The organism is Paenibacillus jamilae, from assembly GCF_050482105.1.
GTDB classification, from domain to species: Bacteria; Bacillota; Bacilli; order Paenibacillales; family Paenibacillaceae; genus Paenibacillus; species Paenibacillus jamilae_B.
On record NZ_JBCNHI010000020.1, the window covers coordinates 663,227 to 687,791 of the forward strand.

The window sequence follows — 24,565 nt, forward strand, 5'->3', positions numbered from 1 at the left end:
TAGTACACTTCCTTACATAAGTCGGGATTTTTTGGATTTGCTTTGTTGAAAGCGCGAACACCAAATGATTAAATTCAAAGTTCAGCGGGTAATAGTACAGCAGGATCAACAACTGGGAGGTAATGTAATATGAATCATTCATACCAACAATGCGTGGATGCTTGCCTGGAATGTATGAACGCTTGCAATGTATGCTATGTAGCAAGTTTAAAGGAATATGATTTAGCTATGCTGCGTGAATGTATTCGAGTGAGCAGGGAATGCGCAGAGATATGTGGGTTTGCCGCTCAAATGTTGCAGCGTGGAACGGATTTTGCCGAGGAAATCTGTGAGCTATGTGCTAAAGCCTGCGAGCTATGTGCTGCTGAATGCAGCAAGCATTCCCATAATCATTGCAAACATTGTGCAGAAGCCTGCCGTCATTGTGTTGAGGCCTGCCGCCAATTGGTGGCAGTGTAATTACATATACAGAGCTAGTCCCTGAAGAAGGGAATAAAAGGTTGCTTTCCACTAAATAGGTTTGTATAATGGTGGGAATTAACGTCAAGGAACGGGAGAGTAACAACGGAACCGTATCATTACAGCGAGCCGGAAGAGGTGGAAGCCGGTATGAAATCCGATGTGAAGCGCACCCGGGAGATGGTTGATCCAACGATAAGAACTTCTAGTAGATCAGCCCGGCAGACACCGTTATACGTCAATGGAGTGAAATCGCGATTTGTGTAAACTAGCTATAGCTACACAACCGATTTACGAAGAGTGGTACCGCGGGGATATCGAAGTTCTCGTCTCTTGAATTATATCAAGAGGCGGGAGCTTTTTTTGTTAGATCCTATAAAAAGAAGGAGAGAGGAATATGTTGTTGACGATTGCTGCCCAAGCTATATTGGCTCATACGGGCTTGGAGGAGAAGGAGGTTTTATCTTTATTTGAGGTGCCTCCGCAGCCAGAATGGGGAGATGTGGCATTTCCTTGTTTTGTGCTGGCAAAAAAATTTCGAAAGTCTCCACAACATATCGCGATGGAATTGGCAGAGCTAGTAAGCCACGAAGCAGGTCTAACCGCTTCAGCATCGGGCGCCTATGTAAATATCACAATGGATCGATCTGTTCATATTCCGACGATGCTTGCTGAATTGAGCAAGACCGAGTTTCTCAGGCCCAATATCGGAAATGGACAGCGAGTAGTGATTGATATGTCCTCACCCAATATCGCCAAACCATTTGGTATCGGTCACCTTCGCTCTACTGTTATCGGTGCTGCCTTGTATCGCATACTTGGTGAAACCGGATATGTGCCGATTAGTGTGAATCATCTGGGGGATTGGGGGACACAGTTTGGCAAGCAAATCGCAGCCTATAAAAGATGGGGAAATGAGGATTTGCTTCAGCATGATCCGATTGGGGAATCGTTGAAGTTGTATGTGCGTTTTCATCAGGAGGCTGAGCATGATCCGTCACTGGAGGATGAAGGCCGTGAGTGGTTCCGACGTTTGGAGCACGGGGATGCTGAGGCTCAACAATTATGGGAGTTTTTTGTTGAAGTCAGTCTAGGTGAGTTTGACCGTATGTACCAACGTCTGAACATTTCGTTTGACCATGTGTTGGGGGAAAGTTTTTACAATGATAAGATGCAGGCGGTTGTTGCCCAATTAAGAGCAAAAGGATTGCTGGAGGAAAGCGAGGGGGCACTTGTGGTTCGTTTGGAAGACGAGCAGTTACCGCCATGTCTTATTTTGAAAAAGGATGGCACCACCATTTATCCAACCCGAGACCTGGCGACAGCGATTTATCGTCATGAAGTGATGAAGGCTGATCGGTTGCTGTATGTCGTTGGCGGGGAACAGAAGTTACATTTCCAGCAGGTATTTGCGGTGCTGAAGCAGGCAGGGGAGACATGGGCAGAGCAATGTGAGCATGTACCCTTTGGTTTAATGCGGTTTGCGGGTAAAAAAATGTCCACAAGACGCGGTAAGGTGATAAAACTGGAGGAAGTGCTGGATGAAGCTGTAGCGCGTGCTCAAGCCATTATTACGGAGAAAAACCCTAATTTGCAAGAACAAGAGGCAATAGCGGAAGACGTTGGCATTGGAGCAATTATTTTTGGCGATTTAAAAAATAACCGTCTGAATGAAGTGGATTTTTCGCTGGAAGAGGCACTCACCTTTGAAGGTGAGACTGGACCTTATGTGCAGTATACCAATGCGCGCATACGCAGCCTTCTAGAGAAAGCTCGTGCTAGTGCTGATTCCAACTCCAACTCTAATTCTAGTGACAACACCCTTGCTCAAGACGGGCATTCTTCTGTATTGAATATCGTTCCGGATGAAATGTTGGGTGACGCAGGCTGGGTACTGCTTAAGCAGTTGGATCGTTATCATGGACAGCTGATACGTGCTGCTCGGCAACTGGAACCTTCGGTTATTGCGAGATTTGCATTAGATACGGCACAGGCGTTTAACCGCTTTTACGCTAAGGAAAGGATTGTTGATGGCGGACAGTGGCGCATTCAGTTGGCGAAACAAACTGCGGATATGCTGGCTAGTACACTGCGACTTCTTGGACTGAAATCACCTGATCGGATGTAAAGCTACCCCAAGTGGGTATTTTGGAGAACACTGCTGCTTTTTGCTGGCTAACTTACTGAAGCTTAGCTCTTTTTCTCTAAAAAGATGCTACAAAAGGATAACGGTCATAAACATTTTGGGTATGTATAAATGTGGTGAGCAGAAAAGAGCTAGACGGGTTACACTAATAGCTAAGGTATTCCATTGTTTTGCAACCAATTTGTGCATATTTGAAACATTTGATGATTTTATTGCGTCCGTAAGTATAGAAGCATAGTAAACATGGAGGTGTATCTCATGATTAAAAATAAAAGCGTGGCAGCTGCGCTGCTTGTCGTCTGCTCATTGGCTGTAGCTACGTCGGCTTCTGCTTTTCGTGATATAAAGGGAGCTGAGCAGGAGAAGATCGTAAATTCACTTCAGGACAAAGGAATTATTCAAGGGATAACCAAGGATAAGTTTGCACCAGATCAAACACTCACGTATGCACAAGGAGTACACTTGGTTGTTCGTGCGATGAATCTTCAGGTTATGCCTGATTTCACTACGGGCTCCTTTGCAAACATCCCGGCTTCCGCATGGTATGCCGATTCCTACCGGATTGCAGTTCAGCACCAAATCCCTCTGTCACCGGATATTGATCCGAGCACCCGCATGACAAGGGAACAATTCGCGAATATTCTGTATAAAGCAGTGAGTGCAACCGGTGAATATCCAACGGTCCGTATGCTCATTAATGTAGCAGATGGCAAAAAATTAGACCAAGAGTCGAACGAAGCAGTTCAATTTCTTTTGTTGACCCAAATTGCAACATTGGATGATAAGAGTAACTTTAACCCGGATCGTAAAGTAACGCGGATGGAGGCAGCAGAAATGGTCTATCATGCATCCGAGTTTGTACAAAGTCATAAACCAGTGCAAGCCACCCCTGAAAATCCAGCCGAGTCTGTAGATTCAGATCAACAGACCCATATTAGTATGAGCATAGAGAAGGCGAATGACCAGCAGAATAAAGTGACCATCACCCGTCTGCAGGCACCTAATCCAGGCTACGGCATTGAAGTGGATCATATCGACTATGTAGATGATACGAATGCTGTCATTTACTACAAGCTTACGAGTCCAAAACCGGGGGAAATGAATATTCAAGTCATTACAGATACCCATACCAGTACGTTGGTAGACAGTAAGTATAAGGTTACGCTCAAAGCAGTTGATGGAACAGTGCTTCCGCCCACCGGAACAGGCACGTCTGTAGCTAAATAAAACGACAGGCCATATGTCATTTATAAAATAAAGCCAGCGAGTCCCCAATATGAATGGAGACCGCTGGCTTTTTCATGCTAAATGTTAATGGTAAGCTCAAGCTCTAATATTTTTTAAGCTTTAAATGCAACTTTGCCTGTAAGCAAGTCATTCTGCACAGGAGGTGCAGCTGGGGAAGACGCAGATTCTGCTGCAACCGTTCCTGACTGGAGCTGATACATTTGGAAGTAGCGCCCGCCTTGGGCCATAAGCTCGTCATGGCTACCCCGTTCAACAATTTCACCCCGATGTAGCACCAAAATTTGGTCTGCACTACGAATGGTGGACAGACGGTGGGCAATGATAAAGGTCGTACGTCCCTTCTTGAGCACCTCAAGAGCAGATTGGATGAGTGCTTCCGTTTCGGTATCAATGTTGGCGGTCGCTTCATCCAGAATTAAAATGGCAGGATCAAAGGCTAATGCGCGAGCGAACGAAATAAGCTGGCGTTGCCCGGCGGATAAGGTACTGCCTTTCTCAATAACAGGCTCGTCAAATCCTTGGGGCAAATGGGCTAACAGTTTGTCGGCACCAACGTCGTGCAGCGCTTTATTCACCTGCTCTCTCGTAATTCTGCTGTCTCCGAGACTGACATTAGAGGCTACTGTACCTGTGAACAAATATGGATCTTGAAGCACAATACCCATATGATGGCGAAGCCATTGTTTAGGAATACTTTTGATAGGCGTTCCGTCAATAGTGATCGTTCCTTTTTGCGGATCATAGAACCGGAATAGCAGGTTGATAATCGAGCTCTTGCCTGATCCAGTATGCCCGACAAGAGCAACCGTTTGGCCAGGCTGTGCTGTAAAGGAAATATGCTTAAGTACATCATCCTTTTTGTAGGCAAAGGAAACGTCGTTAAATTCTACTTGACCTTTGTAACGCGGCATCGTGCCGTCTGTCACTGGCTCTCCCGTTTCATCCATCAATTCAAATACGCGTCCTGAGGATACGATGGAAGTATCCAGTACAGCGAGTTGGTTGACCATACCTGTTATAGGTTGGAACAATCGACCCAGTACATCGACGAAGGCGTATAATACACCTAGTGATATCGCACTACCTGTAGTGCCAAGCGCTGCAGATCCAAAATACCACAACACGACAGCGAAGGCGAGGTTTCTCAACACGTTGACCAAATTGTGCGATGTAAAAGCGTTCAAATTCAGCATTTTATTCTGATGCTTCATATAGTCATCATTCAGCTCTTCAAACTCTTGCTGTGTTTGTTTCTGGTGCCGGAATACACGAATAATGGACATTCCCTGAATCGATTCATTAATAATCGCATTAATCTCACTGAGTCTGGACCGAATGATCGTATTATAGCGAGTGGCGACCTTGCGGTACAATACAATCCATAAAATTAGCAACGGTACAATAAATAGAGAGATAAGCCCCAGTCTGAAATCCAGTAAAAAGAGTGCAACGTATACCCCTGCCATCGTTACAATCCCTGAGGTGAAGTTAGAGAGTACAGCCACAAATAAATCTTTGACTGCCTCCGTGTCATTCGTAACACGGGATACGACCTTACCCGCGGGTAAGTTATCAAAAAAGTATACTGGCAAGCGCTGAATGTGTGCGTAGAGATCGAGTCGAAGCTTCTGAATGACCTTGTTCGCCGAGGATTGCAACCAGTATGTTTTACCGAACTCGGCAAAAATCGAAACGACTAAAAAGAAACAATACCACCCAATCAGCTGAAAAATGCCAGGCATTTCTGGTTTGTAAAAGCTATACAGCTCATCAGCGGTAAGAGCCTTAGCTTGGTAACGAAAGGTGTCGGAGCCGCGTGTCACGGTCAGCGTACCGTTCGTAAAGGATCGGTTACCGTCTGCTACTTGGACAGAACCATCGACAAATACAAAAGATTTGCCGACTTGTAAAATCCTCGCTTCGCGCCCTTTGGTCTCCCCGGCTTCAAAACGATCTTCACGTTTGAAATGGGTTCCAGCGTAGCTAACAGAGCCGCCCGCACTAGTCGTCTCATAAAATGGTTTTTCAATAGCGAGCATGTGGTCGTCAATCATCGTTTTGGCGATGAAGGGACCGGCAAGCTCGGCGGCTACTCCAATAGCCAAGGCAATGAGAGCGGCAATAAAACCCGCTTTGCTCGTCAGTGCATATTGGAACAGCCTTTTACCTATATTGGATTTCATTAGGATACCTCCCCTGAGGTCAGATCAGATTCCACTTGTTGCCGTTCATATTGTTGTCGGTACCATCCGTCAGCCTGAAGCAGCTCATTGTGGGTTCCTTCCTCAATAATACGTCCTTGCTCCAGCACGACGATCCGGTCTGCATGCTCTACAGCCGATAGACGGTGGGTGGAGATCAAGGTTGTTTTACCCGAGCGTTTATGTCGGATATTGTCAATAATACGTGCTTCCGTGCGGGCATCTACTGCTGATAGTGCATCGTCAAGTACTAGAATATCCGGATCACCGATAAAGGCGCGTGCAAGCGAAACGCGTTGCTTCTGACCGCCGGACAGGGCGATACCTTTTTCTCCGACGAGTGTATCCAGCCCATCGGACAGGGTTCCCAAATCCTGATCAAAGGCGGCCGTACGGATCGCTTCCATGATGTAATCATCATCGGCCCCAGGCTTTCCGAACTGAATGTTCTCGCGCACTGATTTGGAGAACAAAATTTGTTCTTGCGGCACGTAGCCAATCCAGCTGTGTAATTGTTCCGCTGCAATGTCCTCCAGCCGAGTGCCGGAGATTAAAATATCACCACTGCCAGTCGGATATTCATGCAATAGTTGTTTGAGCAAAGTGGATTTTCCACTGCCTGTTCGTCCGACAACACCTAATGTTTCTCCACGTTTGAGCTCCAAATTCACATGTGACAGATTGTCAACCGTGGAGGTAGGATAACGGAAAGTCACGTCTTTCATGGTGATGGATTCGGGGCGATCTACTGGAACAGGCTGAGCTACATCCTGAACGTCTGGCTGGACATCAAGAGTTTCATTAACCCGGTCCAGGGAAGCGCTACCGCGCTGCATAATGTTAATCAGCTCGCCAATGGCGAACATCGGCCAGATCATCATTCCTAGATACATGTTAAAGGATACCAGTTCACCTAGCGTGATATCGTTATGAAATACCAGATAAATACCATACCCGAGTCCGATAACGTAGCTAAGTCCTACACATAAACGGATCGTCGGTTCAAAGAGAGCATCCATCCGGGCCACTGCCAAGTTTTTACGAAACACATCCTCAGTAATATCGGCAAAACGTTTTTCGTCCATTCGTTCTTGCACATAAGCCCGAATGACACGGATACCAGCCACCGACTCCAGCACCTGGTCATTCATATCGCCAAATGCGTCTTGTGCCAATGTGTAACGTTCATGTACGGCTTTACCGTAAATACTCATGGCCAGAGCAATAAAAGGAAGGGGTAGAATGGCCGCAAGAGTTAACTTCCAGCTAATCAGGGTACCCATGGCAACCAATACAACGGTAAGGTAGACAGTGGAGTCCGTTAATGTCAACATACCGAAGCCTGCTGTACTTGCGACAGAGCGAAGATCGTTCGTGGCACGAGCCATCAAATCACCTGTGCGATTGCGTTCGAAAAATGGAGGGGTCATCCGCAGCAGATGATTCATAAAACGAGTGCGCAATAGGCGCTCGACCAGATTCGCACCACCGAACAGCTTGTGCATCCATATGTACGTAATGTAGTAGATGACGGCAAGAATGCCTATGATGTACAAAATATAACGCCAAAGCGAGGACCAGGAAATCGAACCGCGTACAATCTCATCAATGGCACTGCCTAGCAGCCGAGGTGGAGCAAGCTCCAAAACGCCAACCGCAATCAGCAAAAACAATCCGATGGAGTATCGGCTTCGTTCTCTTTTAAAAAACCAGCCTAAATTTTTGAGTACTGAAAACAAGAGGAATCCCATCCTTTCATATCAAGTTCTTTCGAGAGTTGTGTACCATTTTGAAGAAACAACAGCGGCTTGCTGCCACAAGTACGATGCGGCAACAGGCGCAAAAAAGGCATACCGTCCGCAGACGATATGCCTTAAATCTCAATATCATATGGCGCGCAGGTATTCTCAGCACACTCACCACTGAAAAACTGCTCAAACGCAGGCAGCCACTCGTATTAAACCATACAACAGGAATGGCCCAATTCTGAAGGATGCGACAGGGGAGATGCTCCGGTATGAAGTTGTAGTGTTTGTAGATGTGGGTGGAATACAATCATAAATTTTAGCACCGGGAACACTCCTTTCTTCCTCAAAATGGGTTCATTCTTACATGAGTTATCGTTCAAATTGGTAATAAATTTCAAAATGGATCTCGTATGGTTGAATCTTAACACCCTTTTTTGCGAATTGTCAAACCTTTTTCAAAAAAATGTATATGACTTGTCCAAGAACTCGCGTGGGGTGAGACGGTTGGTGGTTATTCCAAAAGATGCTATGATATAGTTGGCAGGACGTCATTGTACAAGGAGATGAGCATAACGCATGAGCATACAGGTAACTGAACCTGCGGCACAGTGGTACATGAAGGAGCTTGGTTTGAATCGTGGAGATTCCATCCGTTTTTTTGTTCGCTATAGCTCCGGCGGTGGGTTGCATCCGGGCTTTTCTCTGGGAATTGCCGTAGAGCCTCCGCAGCACCCCGCACTACAGCATGAAGCGGCTGGCATTACGTTTTATATGGAGGACCAGGATTACTGGTATCTGAAAGGGCATCATCTGGAAGTGAAGTATTTGGAGGAACATGACGACATTATTTACACCTATGTTAAGGATGAGCAAGCTTAATGTTTCCACGTTAAAAATAGCGTGCCAATAGCGTGCCAATAGCGTGCCAATAATGTAATGGTTTAAGGACATGAAAAAGCGGCGGAGTATCGTGTGGCAGGAGATAAACCTGCATATGATACTCCGCCGCTTTATTGTGGTTAGGGCAGGATGTTGTATGTTAAGGATTGTTGAACATCGGACCATCGACTGCAAAATCAAAATCATCAATATCGTACACATGTACAGGTAGGGAAGCTTCGATAATGCGGTGGATCCAGTCCAATTGATCAGTCAGGATCGGTAATGCTTCACGCTGAGCTGTCAACACCAGTTCGGTTTCAATCGGATCAAAATATTCTCCGTAATGCGCCGTATCAACAGCATTAATGACAGTGAGTGATGTATTGGTGTCGAATAGGATAGGCAAGCTTTTCGCCCAAGGCATCTGAAGGGCGCGTCGAATTTTTTTCTGATTCAACGGTTCTTCAAAATAACTGATCAACGCACTTACCTTTCGCTTCACATGTTGGTCGTCCAAAGGGTTATCCATGAGAGGCTCTGTGCTATCCTGGAATTCATACAGCTCAAGCAGTGATGTGTAAGGCACTATATATTCCACAGGGGCGGGAGATGTAAGCAGCTGGCCGTATATAGCCACCATTACAGCTTCCGTTACAAATTGTCGAGACATCGGTCAAGCCTCCTGCATTTACCAAATTATGCGATATGAGTATAACACAAAGCGGGGCTGAATTCAGCCAGATATGCAGATTGCTATCATTCATTTGCATATTTACTGGACGGCTTTTTTTAATCGCGTGTCCCGAAATTTAGGAGCGGCCGATTAATAAGGAGAGCAGTCCGGCAGCAATCAGAGGACCAACAGGAACCCCTTTAAAGAAGGCAACGCCAATGACGGTCCCGATCAGTAGACCTGTTACAATAATGGGCTGCCCCGACATTAGAGTTACTCCGCGGCCGCCAAGGTAGGCTACCAGAATTCCGATACCAATCGCGAGTAGGGATTTCCAGTGCAGGAAAGACTCTGTCACCTGATTGATGCTGATTTTACCGCTGGCCAGCGGGGTCATGACCCCGATCGTTAAAATAATAATTCCGATCGTCAGACCATACTTCTCAAGCCATGGGAACGCAGTATGAAAGCTGGTTACCCGCAGCAGTAGTAGTACAACCATAGCAATCGTCACGGTTGAGTTGCCACTGATAATTCCAAGGCCAGCCAGTACCAGTAAGATAAGGGAGCTGTAATCCATTCAGTTGTCTCCTTCGGTCAATTAACTTTGGATATGTTCGGCGATTTGACGCCCGTGCCAGCGACCTGTTTCAATAAACACTTCATTGGCATTGCTGCCTGAAGCGATAACCCCGGCGACATATATGCCTGGGATATTAGTCTCCATTGTGGCAGGATTAAATTCAGGTTTGTCCAGATCTTCAGCCATGTGGACACCGACAGATTCCAATAATTTTCGTTCCGGGTGAAATCCGGTCAGTGCCAGTACAAAATCGTTTTCGAGCCTGAACGCTTCTGCGTTCATCGGAGTGACGATGACATGGTCGGGATGAATTTCGGTAATACGTGCGCCTAAGTGCAGCGTAATCTTTCCTTTTTGTACCATACTGTCAAACAATGGACGCACCCACGGTTTGATATACGGGGACAGCTCGTTACGACGATAAACCATATCAATCGTGGCACCGACACGCACCAATTCCATTGCAGCGTCTACCGCAGAGTTGCTGCCGCCGATGACTGCGACCCGGGTTCCTGTATAGGGATGGGCTTCGCTAAAATAGTGAGTGACTTTATCCAATTGTTCCCCAGGAATGCCCAAATAGTTCGGATGATCAAAATATCCCGTAGCCACTACAACATAGCGTGACGAATAGCTCTTGGTTATTTCCCGTTTGCTTAGGGTATGTACGGTAAATGTACCGTCTTCTTGCCGCTGAATGGATTGAGCCTCCTCATAATGCTGGATATCCAGGTTATAATGCGTGGCTACTTTACGATAATACGCCAGTGCTTCATGGCGGAAAGGCTTGTCATTCGGAGTTGCGAACGGAATATCACCGATTTCCAATAGTTCGGCGGTGCTAAAAAACTGCATATTCGTAGGATATAGAAAAATGGAGTGAACGATATTGCTTTTTTCAATAATGATCGTTCGCAAACCTCTGCGGCTGCATTCGATTGCAGCGGATAGTCCGCAAGGACCGCCACCAATAATGATTACGTCATGCATTTGGATGAACCTCCAGTTGTATTGGTTTATTTCGTCAGTTTTGTAGGGTTAGCATTAATTTGACGATTAAAAACAGATCTCAGGATTGATGCAAATAGCTCAGTATGTGAGAAGTTTTCAAATAATAATCCTACCGTAATGTGTGCACAATATCCAGCCGTTTTCAGAAAGAGATCATGCAAGGGAAGAATTGACAGACACTTTTAACACACATATAATTAGATAAACATCTATTTAGGTAAAGTGTACTCGCTTGTATAGCCAATCTGTAGTAGTGAAAAGAGGTGCAGTCACGATGCAACTAGATAAAATGGTCAATTATCATAAAGCACTTGCGGACCCGACACGTATGCGAATATTACTCCTTTTATCCCGTGGGCAGATGCATGGCCAAGTTTTGGCGAAAAAGCTGAATCTATCACAGCCTACGGTTACGCATCATGCTTCCAAACTCCGTGAGGTTGGGTTGATTAAGGAACGACGTGATAAAAACACGGTGTATTTTACACTGAACCCAGAACTGATTCGGCAGCATGCCGAGGCAACGGTGCGTTTTATTTTTGAAAAAGGAGAGGAAGAGGAAGATATGTCGGAACTAAATGAAACGCTGGAAGCAACGGTCTTACGCAATTTTTTTGCCAAGGACGGCAAGTTGCGTCAAATACCTGCCCAGTATAAGAAAAAATTGATCGTATTGCAGATGCTCGCCGAAAAGCTGGAGCCAGGTCGCATCTATGCTGAACGTGAACTAAACGAATGGATCAAGCAATACCATGAGGATTTTGCGACGATTCGGCGTGAACTGATCATGCATCAGTTTATGTACAGAGAGCGGGAAATGTACGAATTGAACCCGCGTGAAATGTGGACACGATGGGATCAGGTCCGTTAAACAAAACATGAAAAAGTTAAAATGTTTGGAAGCAGCCTTGACAGACAATTGATGGACTTGTATGATAAAGGAAATTTTAGGAGGAGGCGATGTTATATGCGTACGAACATGAGTGAATGGGTTCAGCAGCAGAATGACTTGTCTCCCGCACGGACGATGCACGGCTAAGACTGTAGATCTACAGTCTTAGCTTCGTAGTTGGTTGCACAGTAGAACCAACGAAATCCGCAGGGAGTGATTCCCTGCGGATTTTTTTATGGTCAAGTGTTTTGTTATCCGGTTGTAGGTTTTGGGAGTAGTCTGTGTAAGACTGCTTGCATAACTGAACAACGGATCACATTGCCTGAGCTGTATACCCTCCGCAGGGGTTTCCCTGCGGATTTTTTGCGTTGTTTGCTTGCGGAGACAAAAATGTACACCTATCAAGTAAAGCTACATCCAAAAAATAAACATGATTTCAGGAGGAAAACAATGAGTATACATGAATACGGCTGGTCTGATTACTGGAACGGTTTTTGGGACCAATGGAAACAAAGCAATGAGGAACGTGCAGCAAACACGCAGCTACGTCCTGCACGTTTGATTGCCGATTATGGACAAAAGGTGAAGCTTATAACGATGGATGGAGAACGTTGGGGAGCGGCTTCAGGTAAGCTGCGACATGCTATGGTTGACCCAGCGGAAATGCCAGCCGTAGGGGATTGGGTGGTCATCACCACGTCGGACGAAGTATCGGATGCAGTAATTCATGCTGTTCTGCCACGCAAAAGCCAAATATCTAGACAGGCAGCGGGCTTTGAGACAAAAGAGCAACTGATTGCGACCAATGTGGATACACTTTTCCTTGTTAATGCGCTGAATCATGATTTTAATATGCGCAGATTAGAACGGTATTTAATTATGGCCTGGAATAGCGGCGTAAACCCAGTCGTTGTGCTGAGTAAGAGTGATCTTTGCGACGATGTCGAACAGCGGGTTGCAGAAGCAGAGGGTGTTGCTCCTGGAGTACCTGTTATCGTTATTTCTGCTTTGCAGAACGAAGGCAAAGAGCAGCTAGAGGCGTTTCTTCAACCTGGCTGTACGGTTGCTTTGACTGGCTCTTCCGGTAGTGGCAAATCCACAATAGTGAACTGGCTCTCCGGAGCTGAGGTTCAACTGACACAGGATGTGAGGGAGGAAGACAGCCGGGGCAGGCATACAACGACACACCGACAGCTTTTTCCCATTGCAAAGCAAGCGGTTCTGTTAGATACACCCGGTATGCGCGAGCTTAATCTATGGGATGATTCCTTGGGTGTAGCTCATACCTTTGCCGATATTATAGAAACCGCGCAGCAATGTCGTTTTGCCGATTGCAAGCATAAGGGAGAAGCTGGATGCGCAGTGGAGGAAGCTATCCAAAAAGGGGAATTATCGGCATCCAGAGTGAACAATTATCGCAAAATGCAGCGGGAACTGGAGTATCAGGCACGCAAGGAAGCAGACCGACGTAGAAAGGATAGCCGCTCAAGTACAACTCCGGGCCGTAGGGATCAGCGAAGCGGTTGGCGACGTGATGTGGAGTGGTAAGCTGAGCTCTCAAGAAACATCGTTTGTAGAATTATAAGAAAATCTATGTTGTAGTCGGCATATGGTGTAAAGGGGTGAACATATGCCAAACTACAGCATCGTGGTGGTTTTATCGGATCGTCGTCTATATTTAAAAGATGGAAATCAGATCGTTGTTAGTTATCCGGTCGGTATTGGCAAGATGGTTACGCAGACACCTAGTGGGCAATTTACAATTATCAACAAACAACCCAATCCGGGTGGTCCTTTCGGAGCATTCTGGATGGGGTTGTCCAAGCCGCATTATGGCATTCATGGCACCAATGCGCCGTGGTCCATTGGCAAGTTGGTGTCACATGGCTGCATTCGAATGCAGAATAAGGATGTGCTGGAACTTCAAGAGAAGGTAAGTATAGGCACGCCGGTCACGATTCAGCCATAACGGCATGGCTGTAATTTTAAGTTCAGAAGCTCTCTAGTTACGATTTGGGCTGAATATGGACACGGGCTTCAATCCGTTTGGAGCCCTCTTTGTCGTCTGCGGATTTCACTAACGCTCCTGCAAGACGTTCTCCCTGTGTACCGTAAGTCTGTTTGGCGTTGATCCACATATCTTCATTCGGCTCGAAACTTATGACTAGGGTGTAGCGGTTGGCAAGGCTCGGCTTTTTGACTCTCATGCTGAAGGACCCATCAGGCATAACCTTGGTTTGATCATCGTAGCCAAACTGCCATCGGCCCGGAAAATCAATGGTGAGCTTAACGTCTGATCCTTCCAGCAAATTGCTGCGTGCATATACGTGATAATAATTTCCTTTCTGCTTCACATCAGGCTTAATCCACACTTGAGGATTACCGTAGTCCTTTGGTTTGTTCCAGACAGGCTTAACTAGGGGGACATGTTGTTCTTGTTCAGGATCAAACTCAGCTCCTATCCTCACTTCTTGCAAGAGCTGTTCGTTTTCCTCGTATTGATATACATAAGGACCCTCCAATTTGTTGCCACCACTACCATAGAGATATCGTATTTCTTGGTCTTGGTCATCTGGATGGAACAGAACCGTCAGATCCATACTGCCCTGTATACCAGGTCGGTGCACTTGGAGTACAAAGCTTCCGTCCTTTTGAATAGTTGTCTCGTCCGTGTATCCGGTTAACAGAGAGTTTTTGACTGCAAGATTCCCTTTGATTCGTGCTCCAGCCGGCAGGTTGGACTGTCCTGTAACCTTCACCGTATTTTTATCTATACTTACGTCGCCTGATATTTCGACATAGCTGCTGCCTTGGTGATGGGCAGGTGCATTGTTGGCGGCTCGTTCATCAAGGGATGAGGCAGCTTGGTTCGGATTACCTGTCACAGTATAGGCACGTGCTTCAGCTTCGTGTTGGGCCATACTTTGAGTTGAGGCTTTTTCCCTGCTGCATGCAGCTAGCATGATTAGAAGTAAGGACGTACATAAAAGACTCCAGCCTATTTTGATCATCTTGTGCTTAATCATATTTTTTACTCGCTCCCTTGTCCGTAGCATCCAGGCTTAACTGATAAAACTTTCGAAACTTTATGTATTTACCCTTTTTAAAGGGTATGTAATCCCGGCTGCTTTATCCTATTTAAAGCGTACGTGTTTAAACAACAGACGGAATGGTTAAAAATGGATAGCCTGATCATTCCCTTGAAAAGCAGGGGTAGCTTGCTGTAAAGGAGCCTGAGTCATATGTCCATTGACCGTTTTATCTTAAAAAAGCTGGACAACTGCCGGGAAGAGCATACACGCGCTAATTTACTAGAACTGTTTAGAATACGAATTGAAAAGGCGCAGAATAAGGAACGAGGCGGTAAAAAAGGTTATCGCAGAATACTATAAGTAGAGTTGAACAAGTGCATAGGCTACGGTAAGTCACATGTATCATGTATCAAAGCCGCTGACTGGAGAGGGTGCTGCAATGCCCCTCTCTTTTTTGTGTCTAATGCAAACAAAAAAAAGTCCCTCTTAGTAGAGGGACAATGCCAATGAATCATTTTCACTAACGCTATGCAGGATAGCTTCACAACCGACAATCTCTATACTGATCAAAGAGTTAAGACATTTTTGAAGGGCGCGCTTACCGCTAGAGATTTTATTCTCCAAAGTATTACTTAGAAGTTTTAAGGTTTTTTGTACCGGTTGCTTGTTTTCTTGATTGAAGTATACGGGAATACGTTTGTTTTGAAATGTAATTAATGTTCTCACAAAAATCACCTCACCTGAGTTATTTCATGGCTTTATTGTAGTGCCCGTTTCTTAAAATTACCTTAAAAACACCTTATAAAAACATAAAGGTCTGAAAAATTTACAAAGTGTTCACAACAATTTGGGTAACAATCGAATTTAGTTCTAACTAATCGACAAAATGACGTAAGCACGCAAATTAAATTTTGTAAATACCTATTTTTAATTCATTTGACTCTACTTTTAATTATGAATATGACTAAAGTCTCTGTTTTCTTTTGAGTGTGGGTATTTTGTAACAAATTGACAGCCTGATAGGTGGATGCTACAGTTACGATAGCCATATTTCCGTAGAAATAGGCTTTTTGCGTGAGTATTGCTATATAAATTAAGAATCGGGAGGGATGACAGATGATCCTGACCGTGCTTTCAGGACGACAGGAAACAGAGTGGTTCGATATTGAGGTGGCTGATGAATACTCGGTGGAACATTTAAAATTGATGCTGGGTGTGCGTATCTTTGGTGAGCCTCCGGCTGAAGGCATGCAATATATTATGGAAGCAAAATTTCCGGAAGGGCTTTGGTTCAGAGTGGAGGATAACCAGCTGCTTACAGGAGCAGGTTTGCGAGAAGGCTGTACTGTGCGCATTCAGCGAGCTTTTTCGACAACTCAGGACGAGGCACCTGTATATGGAAGGCGTTCTTTGTTTCAAACTGAAAAAAATGGGTAAATACACACATGAAATAATATGAAACCTTGGTAAAATGAAATAGTAAGCGAAAAGGGGGACTTTTGTCTTGAATGTATTATACCAGCGATCCCCGAGATTAAGACCAGCCCTCCGAGAGGAGAAGCTGGAGATTTTACGGCCTCCGGCTGAGCCGAGCAAGCCGTCTTTTTCTATTATATCTATACTTATTCCATTAATGATGACGTTGGTAACTATAGGCTTTTACGTATATATGAGCAGAACAGGCAAGATGGGTAACAGTAACTATTTGATGTTCCAGATGGTCACTGTGATCATGATGCTTACATCTTATACGATTCCTTTTTTCGTCTATCTAAATAATAAGAAGGAATATAAGCGCAAGTTGGAGGAACGGGACCGTATGTATCGGGAACAGCTCCAAAAGCATCGTGAAGAACTCGAAATGAAACGCGAAGAACAAATTCGCACACTATATGAGATTCATGGTGATCCGCAAATATGCACTCAAATCGTAAAAAACCGCAACAGTTCTCTTTGGGAACGATCACCGGAGGATGAAGATTTTTTGCAGGTACGTATCGGGACTGGACAAGTTCCCTTTCATATTAAACTGCAAATCCCACGACCTGACGGTTATGACCGAGATCCCTTATTGGGGGCTGCGGATGAACTGGAGGAAGAGTTTCGTTTGGTGGACGCTGCCTCCATCACATTACCGCTGTTTCAATCCAAAGTGGTCGGATTGGTCGGCGAACGGGAGCATACCCTGGCTGCGCTAAGAGTAATCTTGGCACAAGTGACGGTTCGTCATTCGCCAGATGAAGTGAAGATCGCCTCCTTCTATGATGAGCGGGAGGAAAGTGAATGGACTTGGATGCGCTGGCTCCCGCATGTGTGGGACGATGACCGAATCCAGAGAATGATGTCAGACCGCAGCAGTAGTGCCCATCAATTAGCTGACTTTCTGTTTGCCAGATTGAATCGTCGAAAAAATAATCGTAATGAACGTCAGGGCAAAGGAATGGAAGCCCCATGTTATATAATTGTTTTGTCTGACACCCAACTGATTGAGGAGGAGCCTCTTTTACCATTGCTGCTGGAAGACGGCCGAGCTATTGATGCGTGTACGATTGTGTTGGCTTCTCGTAAAGAGGCTTTGCCGATGCAGTGTCAGCTGATTGTGGAGGCTTCCAAGGAGCAGGGGGTATATGCTCTTAAATCAGAATCGGCGGAGGTTGAGCAGCAAAGTTTCAAACCAGACCGATTGTCAAAAGAAGAAGCTGACGCACTGGCGCGGTACATGGCTCCTATCCGCTTGAAGCGTTCCTCGGCTTCTGATATTCCCGCCGTTCTGCCTCTTTTTGATATGATGAGTGTAGCGAGCGTGGAAGAACTAAATGTGGCAGATCGGTGGCGACGTAACCGCCATCCTGATACATTACCTGTGCCGATGGGTGTGCGGGCAGGCGGCAAAAAGATTATGATTAACCTGCATGATAAAATAGAGCGTCAGGGTCATGGTCCCCATGGCTTGATCGCCGGTACGACAGGTTCAGGGAAGAGTGAGGTTATTCAGTCTATCGTAGCCTCGCTCGCTGCTGAGTTTCACCCGCATGATCTTGCTTTTATGCTGATCGATTACAAGGGTGGAGGCATGTCCAACACGTTCGTTAACCTGCCGCATGTTGTGGGTACAATCACGAATCTGGACAATAATTTGATTGAACGTGCTAAAATATCTCTTAAAGCAGAACTAGTTCGTCGACAAAAGATATTAAACGATGCAGGCAATTTACAGCATATTGATGAATATTACAGACTACTCCGGCAGCGGCAGGAACAACCGCTGCCTCATCTGGTTATTATTATTGACGAATTTGCACAGTTAAAGCGGGATCAGCCAGAGTTTATGGACGAGCTAATCAGTATTGCCGCGATTGGCCGGACGTTAGGTGTTCATCTGATTTTGGCGACTCAAAAGCCCGCAGGTGTTGTTGATGACAAGATTTGGAGTAACTCCAGGTTCCGCATCTGCTTGCGGGTGCAGAGCGAAGGTGATAGCCGCGATATGTTGAAAATACCGAATGCCGCGTGGATAACGAAGCCGGGACGAGGATATTTTCAAGTGGGTAGCGACGAAGTGTTTGAAGAGATGCAATTTGCTTGGAGCGGTGCGCCGTATATAGGCAACAGAGACATTTCTTCTGCCTTACCTGTTCATGAAGTGAGACTGAACGGGAAACGTGAAGCGCTGTTGACGGGCGGTGAACGGGCAAGCTCAGGCCTAAGAGGAGAAGAAGCACCTAAACAGCTCCAAGTATTTATTGATTATATTGCAAAAGAAGCAGCTAAGGCAGGAATCGAACGTCTTCAGGGACCGTGGCTTCCGCCGCTGCCAGAAATATTGGATTTAACTAATTTGCCGCAATGTACCGAAATAGATAGTATATCTTCCTCTTTGGAGCTGAAAGCTCTTATTGGACTGGTTGATGATTTGCCAAATCAACGGCAGGAGCCGATGTATGCGTCGCTGGATCATGGTCATTGGGCTGTGTATGGCATGCCAGGCATGGGGAAAACGACCTTTTTGCATACGTTGCTGATGTCCACGGCCCAGCGTTACGCTGCGAATCATTGGAACGGTTATATCATTGACATGGGTCGAACCATGCGCGACTTTGGAGAGCTTCCACAGATCGGTGCTGTGATGATGGCAGAGGAGGATGACCGGATTAAACGGTTGTTCCGCTATCTGTTCAAGATGGTGGCTGTACGCAAGGAAATGCTTTCTGAGGCTGGCGTCAAAACAATAGGTTCTTTTCGACGTTCTGCCGTTGAGGATGTACCGCAAATTGTCGTAGTTATAGATGGATACCTTAATTTTCGTAATGCGTATCCGGATGAAAATGAACTGTTGGAATCTCTTTTGCGTGAAGGAGGTAGTCTAGGCATCACCTTCATCATTACAGCAAACCGGATTACCGATGTGTTTGAGAAGTTCCGCAGTAACATACCTAATGCCGTTTCTTTCGAATTGGCCGATCCTAGTGACTACTATTATGCGGTAGGACGACCAGCCAAAACACCAGGACCGTTAATTCCGGGTCGGGCTTTGGTTAAAGGGCACGTTCCTCCGCTGGAGTTCCAGACGGCACTGCCTTCACCAGGAGAAGATGAGGCGGAACGGTCGGCACAACTACGTCGCAGTATTGCTGGCATTGTGCAGGGATGGAAGGGCAAGCACGCACCGGCCATTCTTCCATTGCCTGAGCTGATTCCATTGCTGGAATTGCTTCAGCAGTGGGATCAGACGAGTGGACCATCAGGCGCGCTTCCTTATGAAGTACCTGTAGGTCTACAGAGTGATGATCTTGAGCCTTTTCTCCTGAATTTGAAGGAAGGGCCTAATTTTATCGTAGGCAGTCCAATGGAAGGTGGAAAGACCTCCTTTTTAATGAGCTGGATTATATCGCTCGCTTATTACACCTCGCCGGATCAAATGCAAGTCTATACGATCGATACACGCTATGGAGGTGGGGGACTATCCCGATTACGGCATCTTCCTCATGTCAAGGCTGTTGCCGAAAGCGAGGAAGAAATGGGACCTCTGGTACAACAGGTGCATGATATCGTTCAACAACGGAGCAAGGATGGGAATGATCCCGAACTGCTCTTGGTCATTGATGATGCGGATATGTTAAGCAAGCAACTGAATGATTTTATGATAAAGGATCAGCTTTCCGCCATTGTACGGTTGGGACGTGATCGCAATGTGCATGTCGTGCTGTCAGGTGTGCCATCTGACTTCCCTACCTTTGGTGTGGACTGGTTTAACGATGTTAAGGCAAGCCAAAGTGGTATGCTTTTCGGAACACTGGATTCGAATGATTTATCGTTCTTTCGTATCCCTTATTCGGAAGCGAATGCCGCTGCTGGTGGCCTAAAAGTCCTGCCTCCTGGGCAGGGATACTACGTACGACGCAAATTTACCAGGATAAAAGCGGCGATTCCCTTCTCAGAGCAAATGAGCTGTGAGGATTGGATAACGAAAATTCGTGACCGATGGCATGTTGTAGTTTGAAGGGAGGTGGCTCATAATGTTAACGTTTCAAGCTTCCAAGCAGAAGTTAATTACCCTCAAGGCAAAGGAATTGTTTTTTCTGGCAGGCGTATTGGGTTCTGACAGACTGCTTGGGGTGGAAGATCCGTTTAAGGGCTATCTAGCAGAGGAGTTGGCGGAAGAGTGGGAGCAGGTCAAAGCTGCTCTTCTGGAAAAGGGTTATCTGAAGCAGGCCGATAAGGGTAAAGAGCTGGCTATGCCTCCTACCGTTTTTTCAAGAGTTGCTATCGCGGGATTATCCAACAGGGCTTGCCGTATACGCTATGTAAGGGGAGGTAAGCAGTTTGAGGGCTATCTTCATTGCACGAATGAGCGTGTGGTGGAGCTTGTGAAATCTGTTGACGAACCTGATGAATATCGTCTGTACGATCTGGGTAATGTGGAAAAAGCCTGCGAAACATTGATTGATAAAATGGGCTGGGCTGATCGGCTTGTACCTGAATCTCCCGCGCTTATGTTTTCCAAGCAGGCTTTTAATAAAATTTACGAGCAGTCTGCTGGAGAAAGTGTATCTCAAATCAGCAGTAAGCTAACCGAGGCTAGCGGAGATGAAGAGGGAGCGATGAAACTGGCTCAGTCTTTGAGTTCCCGTGTAGCTGAGGGAGAATTGCAATTGCTGGTCTGGAACGGCAGAGAGTGGGAGTCACAACGGGCAGCTTTTGTCCTGTGTCCTGCAATGAACTGGATATTTCGGATGAGCTCTGCGGGTAACGGAGACTGGTTGATTGCAGCTATGGCTTCGAGAGATCAGTTTGTGGACTTATTATTGAATTGGTTGAAACAGTCGGCAGTGACTGAAGAAGTGACAGAAGAAGGGTGATGGATATGCGCATTCGAGTTGAACCGGATGTGCTTCGGGGGCTTAGCGGGCAGCTACAGCATGCGGCGGAGCAAATTCAACAGTTAACAGCAGGTTTGGAGCAGGCGTTACAATCGCTGGATTGGGATGTATCTGCACGTGAGGCGATTTTGAATCAGTGGATGCAAGCCAAGCGGATGTCAGAACAGATTCATGCTTATCTCCATGCATCAGGTACACAACTGAACCGAAAGGCCGAGCAGTTTCAGTCTGTTGACCACAACTATCAAACGATTCTGCCATTTGCCAGCCAACCATTGGGACGACCTGTCACGATGCTCGATTGGTCGAATCAACAATCACCGTCTATTCTGCCTGGTCAAGCTTCGGAAGGAAGCAGTCTAATTTCTAACCCGCAGTCTGTCGTACATGCCATTACAGGTGTTCAGTCTTTGGATGTAGACACGCTGCATCAGGATATTCTGAAGCAAGCGTCTTCTAGCAGTCCACAGGATTGGTATTTTACTGATCCGTCTATAGCAAGAGATCAGCCTGTTGCTTAGTTCGGATCGTTCCAAGATGATCAGGATTAGCTCGTAACTCCATATGAGCTGGTATATCATTCCCGGTTTTTTGGGACTTATATGGGACTTATTAGGTGGTTCTTTTATTGAGATTGTACTGTTAGATGCTGTTTTATAGTTAAAAAGTGGGACAACTGCAATTAGGTCCTTTGCCTTTTGTAGGGAATTAAATAGCCATAGTACAATTTGAACCAGCTAAACAAAACATTTTTATCATCAAGGAGGACGCAAAAAATGGCAGGACGCATTTTAATTACCCCAGAACAGGTTGATCAGGTAGCTAACCAATTTAAACAAAGTGGTGAGCAAAGTCAGCAGATCGTTTCCAGCTTGACTCAGTCCATCTCCGGTATGGAAGGTCAATGGGAAGGTATGACTAAACAACGCTTTTTCCAAGAGTTTCAGGAAGCTAGCAAACAAATGCAAGCTTTCGTAACGACTTTGAATAGCATTAGCCAAGAATTGACAGCTATCGCTAACAAATTCCGTACAGTTGACCAAGCGAAATAAGTTGTCTTGCCTGATCGGCATTAACTTATCATATATCACTCTATAAGAAGCAATATGTGAACTCATTCCTCACGGTTTGGCACAGATTGTACAGGAAAAACCGGGCGATCTTCGGATACCCGGTTTTCTTGCCATCCATAGATGTATATAATAAAGTGAGGAAAACTAGCATACTGAACAATATAAGGAGAGGGATGTTTCATGTCTTTTCAACCGAATCCGGGAGACGAATTGATCATAAACGGCACAGCTTATGTGGTTGGACGACATCCCGCTGCACCCGGTTTAGCCTATGCTCAAGCAGGGAGGCAGGGAATTGTATATCAGCTGAATGCCAAATACGGAGCGCCACATGAGGCAAAAGCCCTCAAAGTGTTTTTTCCAAAGTTCCGCATCCCGGCTATGGTTTATCAATCTGAGCATATGGAAACATACGGGGATATTCCCGGTTTGCAGGTATGCAAGCGTGATGTGCTCACTCCAGAAAGAAACGGAAGTCTGATCGCCGAGCAGCCTGATTTGCTGTATGCGGTGCTGATGCCATGGGTTCATGGTATGACATGGTTCGATTGTCTCACAGATCAGCGTCAGCTTGAGGCTTCCGATAGTCTGGCTTTAGCCAGAGCACTGGCAGGGATCGGTTCAGCGATGGAACAAAAAGGATTGGCGCATTGTGATTTATCAGCGCCCAATGTTATGCTTCCGTTTTTTTCTGAAGTGGAACTGCCTGAAGGCACGTCAGCTGTGGAATTGGTAGACGTGGAGCAAATGTATAGCACCAAAATGGATCGTCCAGATGCACTCTTGGCGGGATCGCCAGGATATGCTGCACATCGTACCGTTCACAGCGGTTTATGGAGCGCGTATGCGGACCGTTTTGCGGGGGCTATCATTATTGGAGAAATGCTTGGCTGGTCAGATCGCGTAGTGGTCGAAAAAGCGTGGGGCGAAAGTTATTTTGATCAGCATGAAATGCAGACGCCTTGCGAACGTTATTTTATTTTGCGAAAGTCACTTGAAGCCCGTTGGGGCAGCAAGGTAGTAGAACTGTTCAGCCGTGCTTGGGATAGTCAGGATTTAAGCAGTTGTCCTACCTTTGGCGAATGGCTGGTTGTACTTAATGCGGTTACGGAGCAAGAAATACCTGCTGAAACTGTAGTATCTGAGCTAGCTGTGACAGAAACAATACAAACTGCAGCGACGGGTGGTCCCTCCAGTGAAACAGTATCCTCTTTGACAACAACTGCACCGCTCCAAGCTGAACGGACTGCATTGCTAAATCAGGATGCTCTAGAGCAGGGAGAGCGTGGAGTAACGGACAAGCTGTTTCGACAGGCGCGTGAACTGGAACAGCAGAACAAACCTGCTGCAGCGTTGGAAGTATATCGCTCGTTATATCATTTTGTAGAAGACGGCACTCCTTTGCAAGTAGAGGTGATGGCAGCGATCACAGGACTAGAGGAGCAACTGAATCCCGAGATGCCAGAGCAACCTGAAAAATCGAAAGCCTGGTATCGCTCCAAAATGTTTATCGTGACAGCATCAGCCGCAGTCGTTCTATTGGCAGCTGGAATCCCTACCGTGAGTATTCTTGCAGATCAGTCTAATCAGCGACAAATTGAGGCTGCTAAGCAAGAAGAGGCATTGAAGGCAGCAAAAGCGGCTGAGGAAAAGTTGGCAGCGGAGCAAGAGGCTGCTCAAAAGTTGCTATCGGAGAAACAACGGCAGGAAGCTGAAAAGCAGGCCAAACAACAGGCTCTTACTGTTCAAAAGCAACAGGAAGAGCAGCAGAAGCAACAAGCTCTGATTGCTCAACAGGTTAAATATGAAGCTTATCTTGCCCAAAAGGAACAAAATAAGCAGGCTGCTGCCAAGTTGGCAAAGCAAAAAGAATATGATCAACAGGCAAAGTATGAAAAATACCTGGCCTTAAAAAAGGAACAGGAGGCTCGTGCTGCCAAGGAAGAGACAGCTCGTAAGGCAGCAGCTGAGGCGGAACAAAAGCGAAGAGATGCTGTACAGGCACGTAACAAGGAGAATGTTCTCCAGCTTATTTCCCTGTATAACAAGGCTTATGCTTCGCAGGAAGGTGGAAGCACGGCGAAGGCCAAAAGCTTTGCCAAACGTTTTAGAGCATTATATGATAGCAATCCTTCTTATTATCGTTCGGTAGGTGAAGTGGGCTATCGGGCTTCCTCTATTTATAACTTTTTAGGAGATACGAATTTTAGGCTGCCTAAAATTTGATGTTTCATATG

22 protein-coding genes and 1 other annotated feature are annotated in these 24,565 nt (G+C 46.0%); of the genes, 15 read left to right on the plus strand and 7 right to left on the minus strand.

Annotated features, from left to right (window positions below; genetic code table 11):
- Nucleotides 1-129 precede the first annotated feature (129 nt).
- From ABEW32_RS22025 to ABEW32_RS22035, 3 genes are all read left to right on the plus strand, one after another.
- A complete protein-coding gene (locus tag ABEW32_RS22025; protein WP_430191747.1) occupies nt 130-459 on the plus strand; it encodes a four-helix bundle copper-binding protein in 330 nt (109 codons plus the stop codon).
- A gap of 78 nt (nt 460-537) precedes the next feature.
- Nucleotides 538-796: a binding site (T-box leader), on the plus strand.
- Between the two features lie 60 nt (nt 797-856).
- Nucleotides 857-2,587, plus strand: coding sequence for an arginine--tRNA ligase (argS, locus tag ABEW32_RS22030; RefSeq protein ID WP_430191749.1), 1,731 nt, complete (start codon nt 857-859; stop codon nt 2,585-2,587).
- A gap of 276 nt (nt 2,588-2,863) precedes the next feature.
- On the plus strand, nt 2,864-3,832 hold the full coding sequence (locus ABEW32_RS22035) for an S-layer homology domain-containing protein (protein ID WP_430191751.1): 969 nt from the start codon (nt 2,864-2,866) through the stop codon (nt 3,830-3,832).
- Between the two features lie 113 nt (nt 3,833-3,945).
- Here the strand turns inward: ABEW32_RS22035 and ABEW32_RS22040 are convergent, their stop codons facing one another.
- A complete protein-coding gene (locus ABEW32_RS22040; RefSeq protein WP_430191753.1) occupies nt 3,946-6,036 on the minus strand; it encodes an ABC transporter ATP-binding protein in 2,091 nt (696 codons plus the stop codon).
- A complete protein-coding gene (locus ABEW32_RS22045) occupies nt 6,036-7,793 on the minus strand; it encodes an ABC transporter ATP-binding protein (protein ID WP_430191755.1) in 1,758 nt (585 codons plus the stop codon). Before ABEW32_RS22045 ends, ABEW32_RS22040 begins: the two co-directional genes overlap by 1 nt.
- Nucleotides 7,794-7,843: 50 nt before the next feature.
- Here ABEW32_RS22045 and ABEW32_RS22050 point away from each other — a divergent pair, with 50 nt between their 5' ends.
- Together ABEW32_RS22050 and ABEW32_RS22055 are read left to right on the plus strand one after the other, a co-directional pair.
- The gene (locus tag ABEW32_RS22050) at nt 7,844-8,044 is read left to right on the plus strand and encodes a hypothetical protein (RefSeq protein ID WP_430191757.1); all 201 of its coding nucleotides are present in this window, start codon (nt 7,844-7,846) and stop codon (nt 8,042-8,044) included.
- Between the two features lie 334 nt (nt 8,045-8,378).
- Entirely contained in the window at nt 8,379-8,681 is a 303-nt protein-coding gene (locus tag ABEW32_RS22055) for a HesB/YadR/YfhF family protein (protein ID WP_430191759.1), read from the plus strand.
- Nucleotides 8,682-8,841: 160 nt separating this feature from the next.
- On the opposite strand, the gene ABEW32_RS22060 is transcribed toward ABEW32_RS22055, so the two are convergent.
- The 3 genes from ABEW32_RS22060 to ABEW32_RS22070 form a co-directional block, all read right to left on the minus strand.
- Nucleotides 8,842-9,354, minus strand: a complete 513-nt coding sequence (locus ABEW32_RS22060) for an ADP-heptose synthase (protein ID WP_430191761.1) — start codon at nt 9,352-9,354, stop codon at nt 8,842-8,844.
- 139 nt (nt 9,355-9,493) lie between these two features.
- Nucleotides 9,494-9,937: a DUF441 domain-containing protein gene (locus ABEW32_RS22065; protein ID WP_013370775.1), complete on the minus strand. Its 444-nt coding sequence runs from the start codon at nt 9,935-9,937 to the stop codon at nt 9,494-9,496.
- Nucleotides 9,938-9,958: 21 nt separating this feature from the next.
- The gene (locus ABEW32_RS22070; RefSeq protein WP_430191763.1) at nt 9,959-10,930 is read right to left on the minus strand and encodes a YpdA family putative bacillithiol disulfide reductase; all 972 of its coding nucleotides are present in this window, start codon (nt 10,928-10,930) and stop codon (nt 9,959-9,961) included.
- A gap of 295 nt (nt 10,931-11,225) precedes the next feature.
- On the opposite strand from ABEW32_RS22070, the gene ABEW32_RS22075 reads away from it, so the two are divergent.
- The 3 genes from ABEW32_RS22075 (at nt 11,226) to ABEW32_RS22085 (ending at nt 13,812) form a co-directional block, all read left to right on the plus strand.
- Complete coding sequence (locus tag ABEW32_RS22075) at nt 11,226-11,822, plus strand: DUF2087 domain-containing protein (protein WP_430191765.1); 597 nt, start codon at nt 11,226-11,228, stop codon at nt 11,820-11,822.
- Nucleotides 11,823-12,293: 471 nt separating this feature from the next.
- Complete coding sequence (rsgA, locus tag ABEW32_RS22080; RefSeq protein ID WP_430191767.1) at nt 12,294-13,391, plus strand: ribosome small subunit-dependent GTPase A; 1,098 nt, start codon at nt 12,294-12,296, stop codon at nt 13,389-13,391.
- An 82-nt stretch (nt 13,392-13,473) separates the two neighbouring features.
- Nucleotides 13,474-13,812 (plus strand): L,D-transpeptidase, encoded by a 339-nt coding sequence (locus tag ABEW32_RS22085; protein WP_430191769.1) that lies wholly within the window; start codon nt 13,474-13,476, stop codon nt 13,810-13,812.
- 37 nt (nt 13,813-13,849) lie between these two features.
- Here ABEW32_RS22085 and ABEW32_RS22090 read toward each other — a convergent pair whose 3' ends face one another.
- A complete protein-coding gene (locus tag ABEW32_RS22090; protein WP_430191771.1) occupies nt 13,850-14,764 on the minus strand; it encodes a flagellar motor protein MotB in 915 nt (304 codons plus the stop codon).
- A gap of 321 nt (nt 14,765-15,085) precedes the next feature.
- Here ABEW32_RS22090 and ABEW32_RS22095 point away from each other — a divergent pair, with 321 nt between their 5' ends.
- Nucleotides 15,086-15,235, plus strand: a complete 150-nt coding sequence (locus ABEW32_RS22095) for a hypothetical protein (protein WP_023988262.1) — start codon at nt 15,086-15,088, stop codon at nt 15,233-15,235.
- A 126-nt stretch (nt 15,236-15,361) separates the two neighbouring features.
- Here the strand turns inward: ABEW32_RS22095 and ABEW32_RS22100 are convergent, their stop codons facing one another.
- On the minus strand, nt 15,362-15,601 hold the full coding sequence (locus ABEW32_RS22100; protein WP_013370782.1) for a hypothetical protein: 240 nt from the start codon (nt 15,599-15,601) through the stop codon (nt 15,362-15,364).
- Nucleotides 15,602-15,991: 390 nt separating this feature from the next.
- On the opposite strand from ABEW32_RS22100, the gene ABEW32_RS22105 reads away from it, so the two are divergent.
- The 6 genes from ABEW32_RS22105 (at nt 15,992) to ABEW32_RS22130 (ending at nt 24,554) form a co-directional block, all read left to right on the plus strand.
- Nucleotides 15,992-16,312 carry a hypothetical protein gene (locus tag ABEW32_RS22105; RefSeq protein WP_013370783.1) on the plus strand — a complete coding sequence of 107 codons (321 nt, stop codon included), beginning with the start codon at nt 15,992-15,994 and terminating at the stop codon, nt 16,310-16,312.
- A gap of 67 nt (nt 16,313-16,379) precedes the next feature.
- Nucleotides 16,380-20,375 (plus strand): type VII secretion protein EssC, encoded by a 3,996-nt coding sequence (gene essC / locus ABEW32_RS22110; RefSeq protein ID WP_430191774.1) that lies wholly within the window; start codon nt 16,380-16,382, stop codon nt 20,373-20,375.
- 16 nt (nt 20,376-20,391) lie between these two features.
- Nucleotides 20,392-21,234, plus strand: a complete 843-nt coding sequence (locus ABEW32_RS22115) for a hypothetical protein (protein WP_430191776.1) — start codon at nt 20,392-20,394, stop codon at nt 21,232-21,234.
- Nucleotides 21,235-21,239: 5 nt separating this feature from the next.
- Nucleotides 21,240-21,776 (plus strand): WXG100 family type VII secretion target, encoded by a 537-nt coding sequence (locus ABEW32_RS22120; protein ID WP_430191778.1) that lies wholly within the window; start codon nt 21,240-21,242, stop codon nt 21,774-21,776.
- Nucleotides 21,777-22,031: 255 nt separating this feature from the next.
- A complete protein-coding gene (locus ABEW32_RS22125; protein ID WP_007430133.1) occupies nt 22,032-22,307 on the plus strand; it encodes a WXG100 family type VII secretion target in 276 nt (91 codons plus the stop codon).
- A 201-nt stretch (nt 22,308-22,508) separates the two neighbouring features.
- Complete coding sequence (locus ABEW32_RS22130; protein WP_430191780.1) at nt 22,509-24,554, plus strand: hypothetical protein; 2,046 nt, start codon at nt 22,509-22,511, stop codon at nt 24,552-24,554.
- Nucleotides 24,555-24,565: the final 11 nt, after the last annotated feature.

What these genes read in the sequence shown, in the direction of transcription:
- ABEW32_RS22035 (WP_430191751.1), top strand. Translation starts at nt 2,864, where the DNA reads ATGATTAAAAATAAAAGCGTGGCAGCTGCGCTGCTTGTCGTCTGCTCA.
- ABEW32_RS22115 (WP_430191776.1), top strand. Translation starts at nt 20,392, where the DNA reads ATGTTAACGTTTCAAGCTTCCAAGCAGAAGTTAATTACCCTCAAGGCA.
- ABEW32_RS22120 (WP_430191778.1), top strand. Translation starts at nt 21,240, where the DNA reads ATGCGCATTCGAGTTGAACCGGATGTGCTTCGGGGGCTTAGCGGGCAG.
- ABEW32_RS22090 (WP_430191771.1), bottom strand. Translation starts at nt 14,764, where the DNA reads ATGGCCCAACACGAAGCTGAAGCACGTGCCTATACTGTGACAGGTAAT.
- ABEW32_RS22095 (WP_023988262.1), top strand. Translation starts at nt 15,086, where the DNA reads ATGTCCATTGACCGTTTTATCTTAAAAAAGCTGGACAACTGCCGGGAA.
- ABEW32_RS22025 (WP_430191747.1), top strand. Translation starts at nt 130, where the DNA reads ATGAATCATTCATACCAACAATGCGTGGATGCTTGCCTGGAATGTATG.
- argS (WP_430191749.1), top strand. Translation starts at nt 857, where the DNA reads ATGTTGTTGACGATTGCTGCCCAAGCTATATTGGCTCATACGGGCTTG.
- ABEW32_RS22105 (WP_013370783.1), top strand. Translation starts at nt 15,992, where the DNA reads ATGATCCTGACCGTGCTTTCAGGACGACAGGAAACAGAGTGGTTCGAT.
- ABEW32_RS22070 (WP_430191763.1), bottom strand. Translation starts at nt 10,930, where the DNA reads ATGCATGACGTAATCATTATTGGTGGCGGTCCTTGCGGACTATCCGCT.
- ABEW32_RS22130 (WP_430191780.1), top strand. Translation starts at nt 22,509, where the DNA reads ATGTCTTTTCAACCGAATCCGGGAGACGAATTGATCATAAACGGCACA.
- ABEW32_RS22055 (WP_430191759.1), top strand. Translation starts at nt 8,379, where the DNA reads ATGAGCATACAGGTAACTGAACCTGCGGCACAGTGGTACATGAAGGAG.
- ABEW32_RS22065 (WP_013370775.1), bottom strand. Translation starts at nt 9,937, where the DNA reads ATGGATTACAGCTCCCTTATCTTACTGGTACTGGCTGGCCTTGGAATT.
- ABEW32_RS22125 (WP_007430133.1), top strand. Translation starts at nt 22,032, where the DNA reads ATGGCAGGACGCATTTTAATTACCCCAGAACAGGTTGATCAGGTAGCT.
- ABEW32_RS22085 (WP_430191769.1), top strand. Translation starts at nt 13,474, where the DNA reads ATGCCAAACTACAGCATCGTGGTGGTTTTATCGGATCGTCGTCTATAT.
- ABEW32_RS22075 (WP_430191765.1), top strand. Translation starts at nt 11,226, where the DNA reads ATGCAACTAGATAAAATGGTCAATTATCATAAAGCACTTGCGGACCCG.
- ABEW32_RS22060 (WP_430191761.1), bottom strand. Translation starts at nt 9,354, where the DNA reads ATGTCTCGACAATTTGTAACGGAAGCTGTAATGGTGGCTATATACGGC.
- rsgA (WP_430191767.1), top strand. Translation starts at nt 12,294, where the DNA reads ATGAGTATACATGAATACGGCTGGTCTGATTACTGGAACGGTTTTTGG.
- ABEW32_RS22040 (WP_430191753.1), bottom strand. Translation starts at nt 6,036, where the DNA reads ATGAAATCCAATATAGGTAAAAGGCTGTTCCAATATGCACTGACGAGC.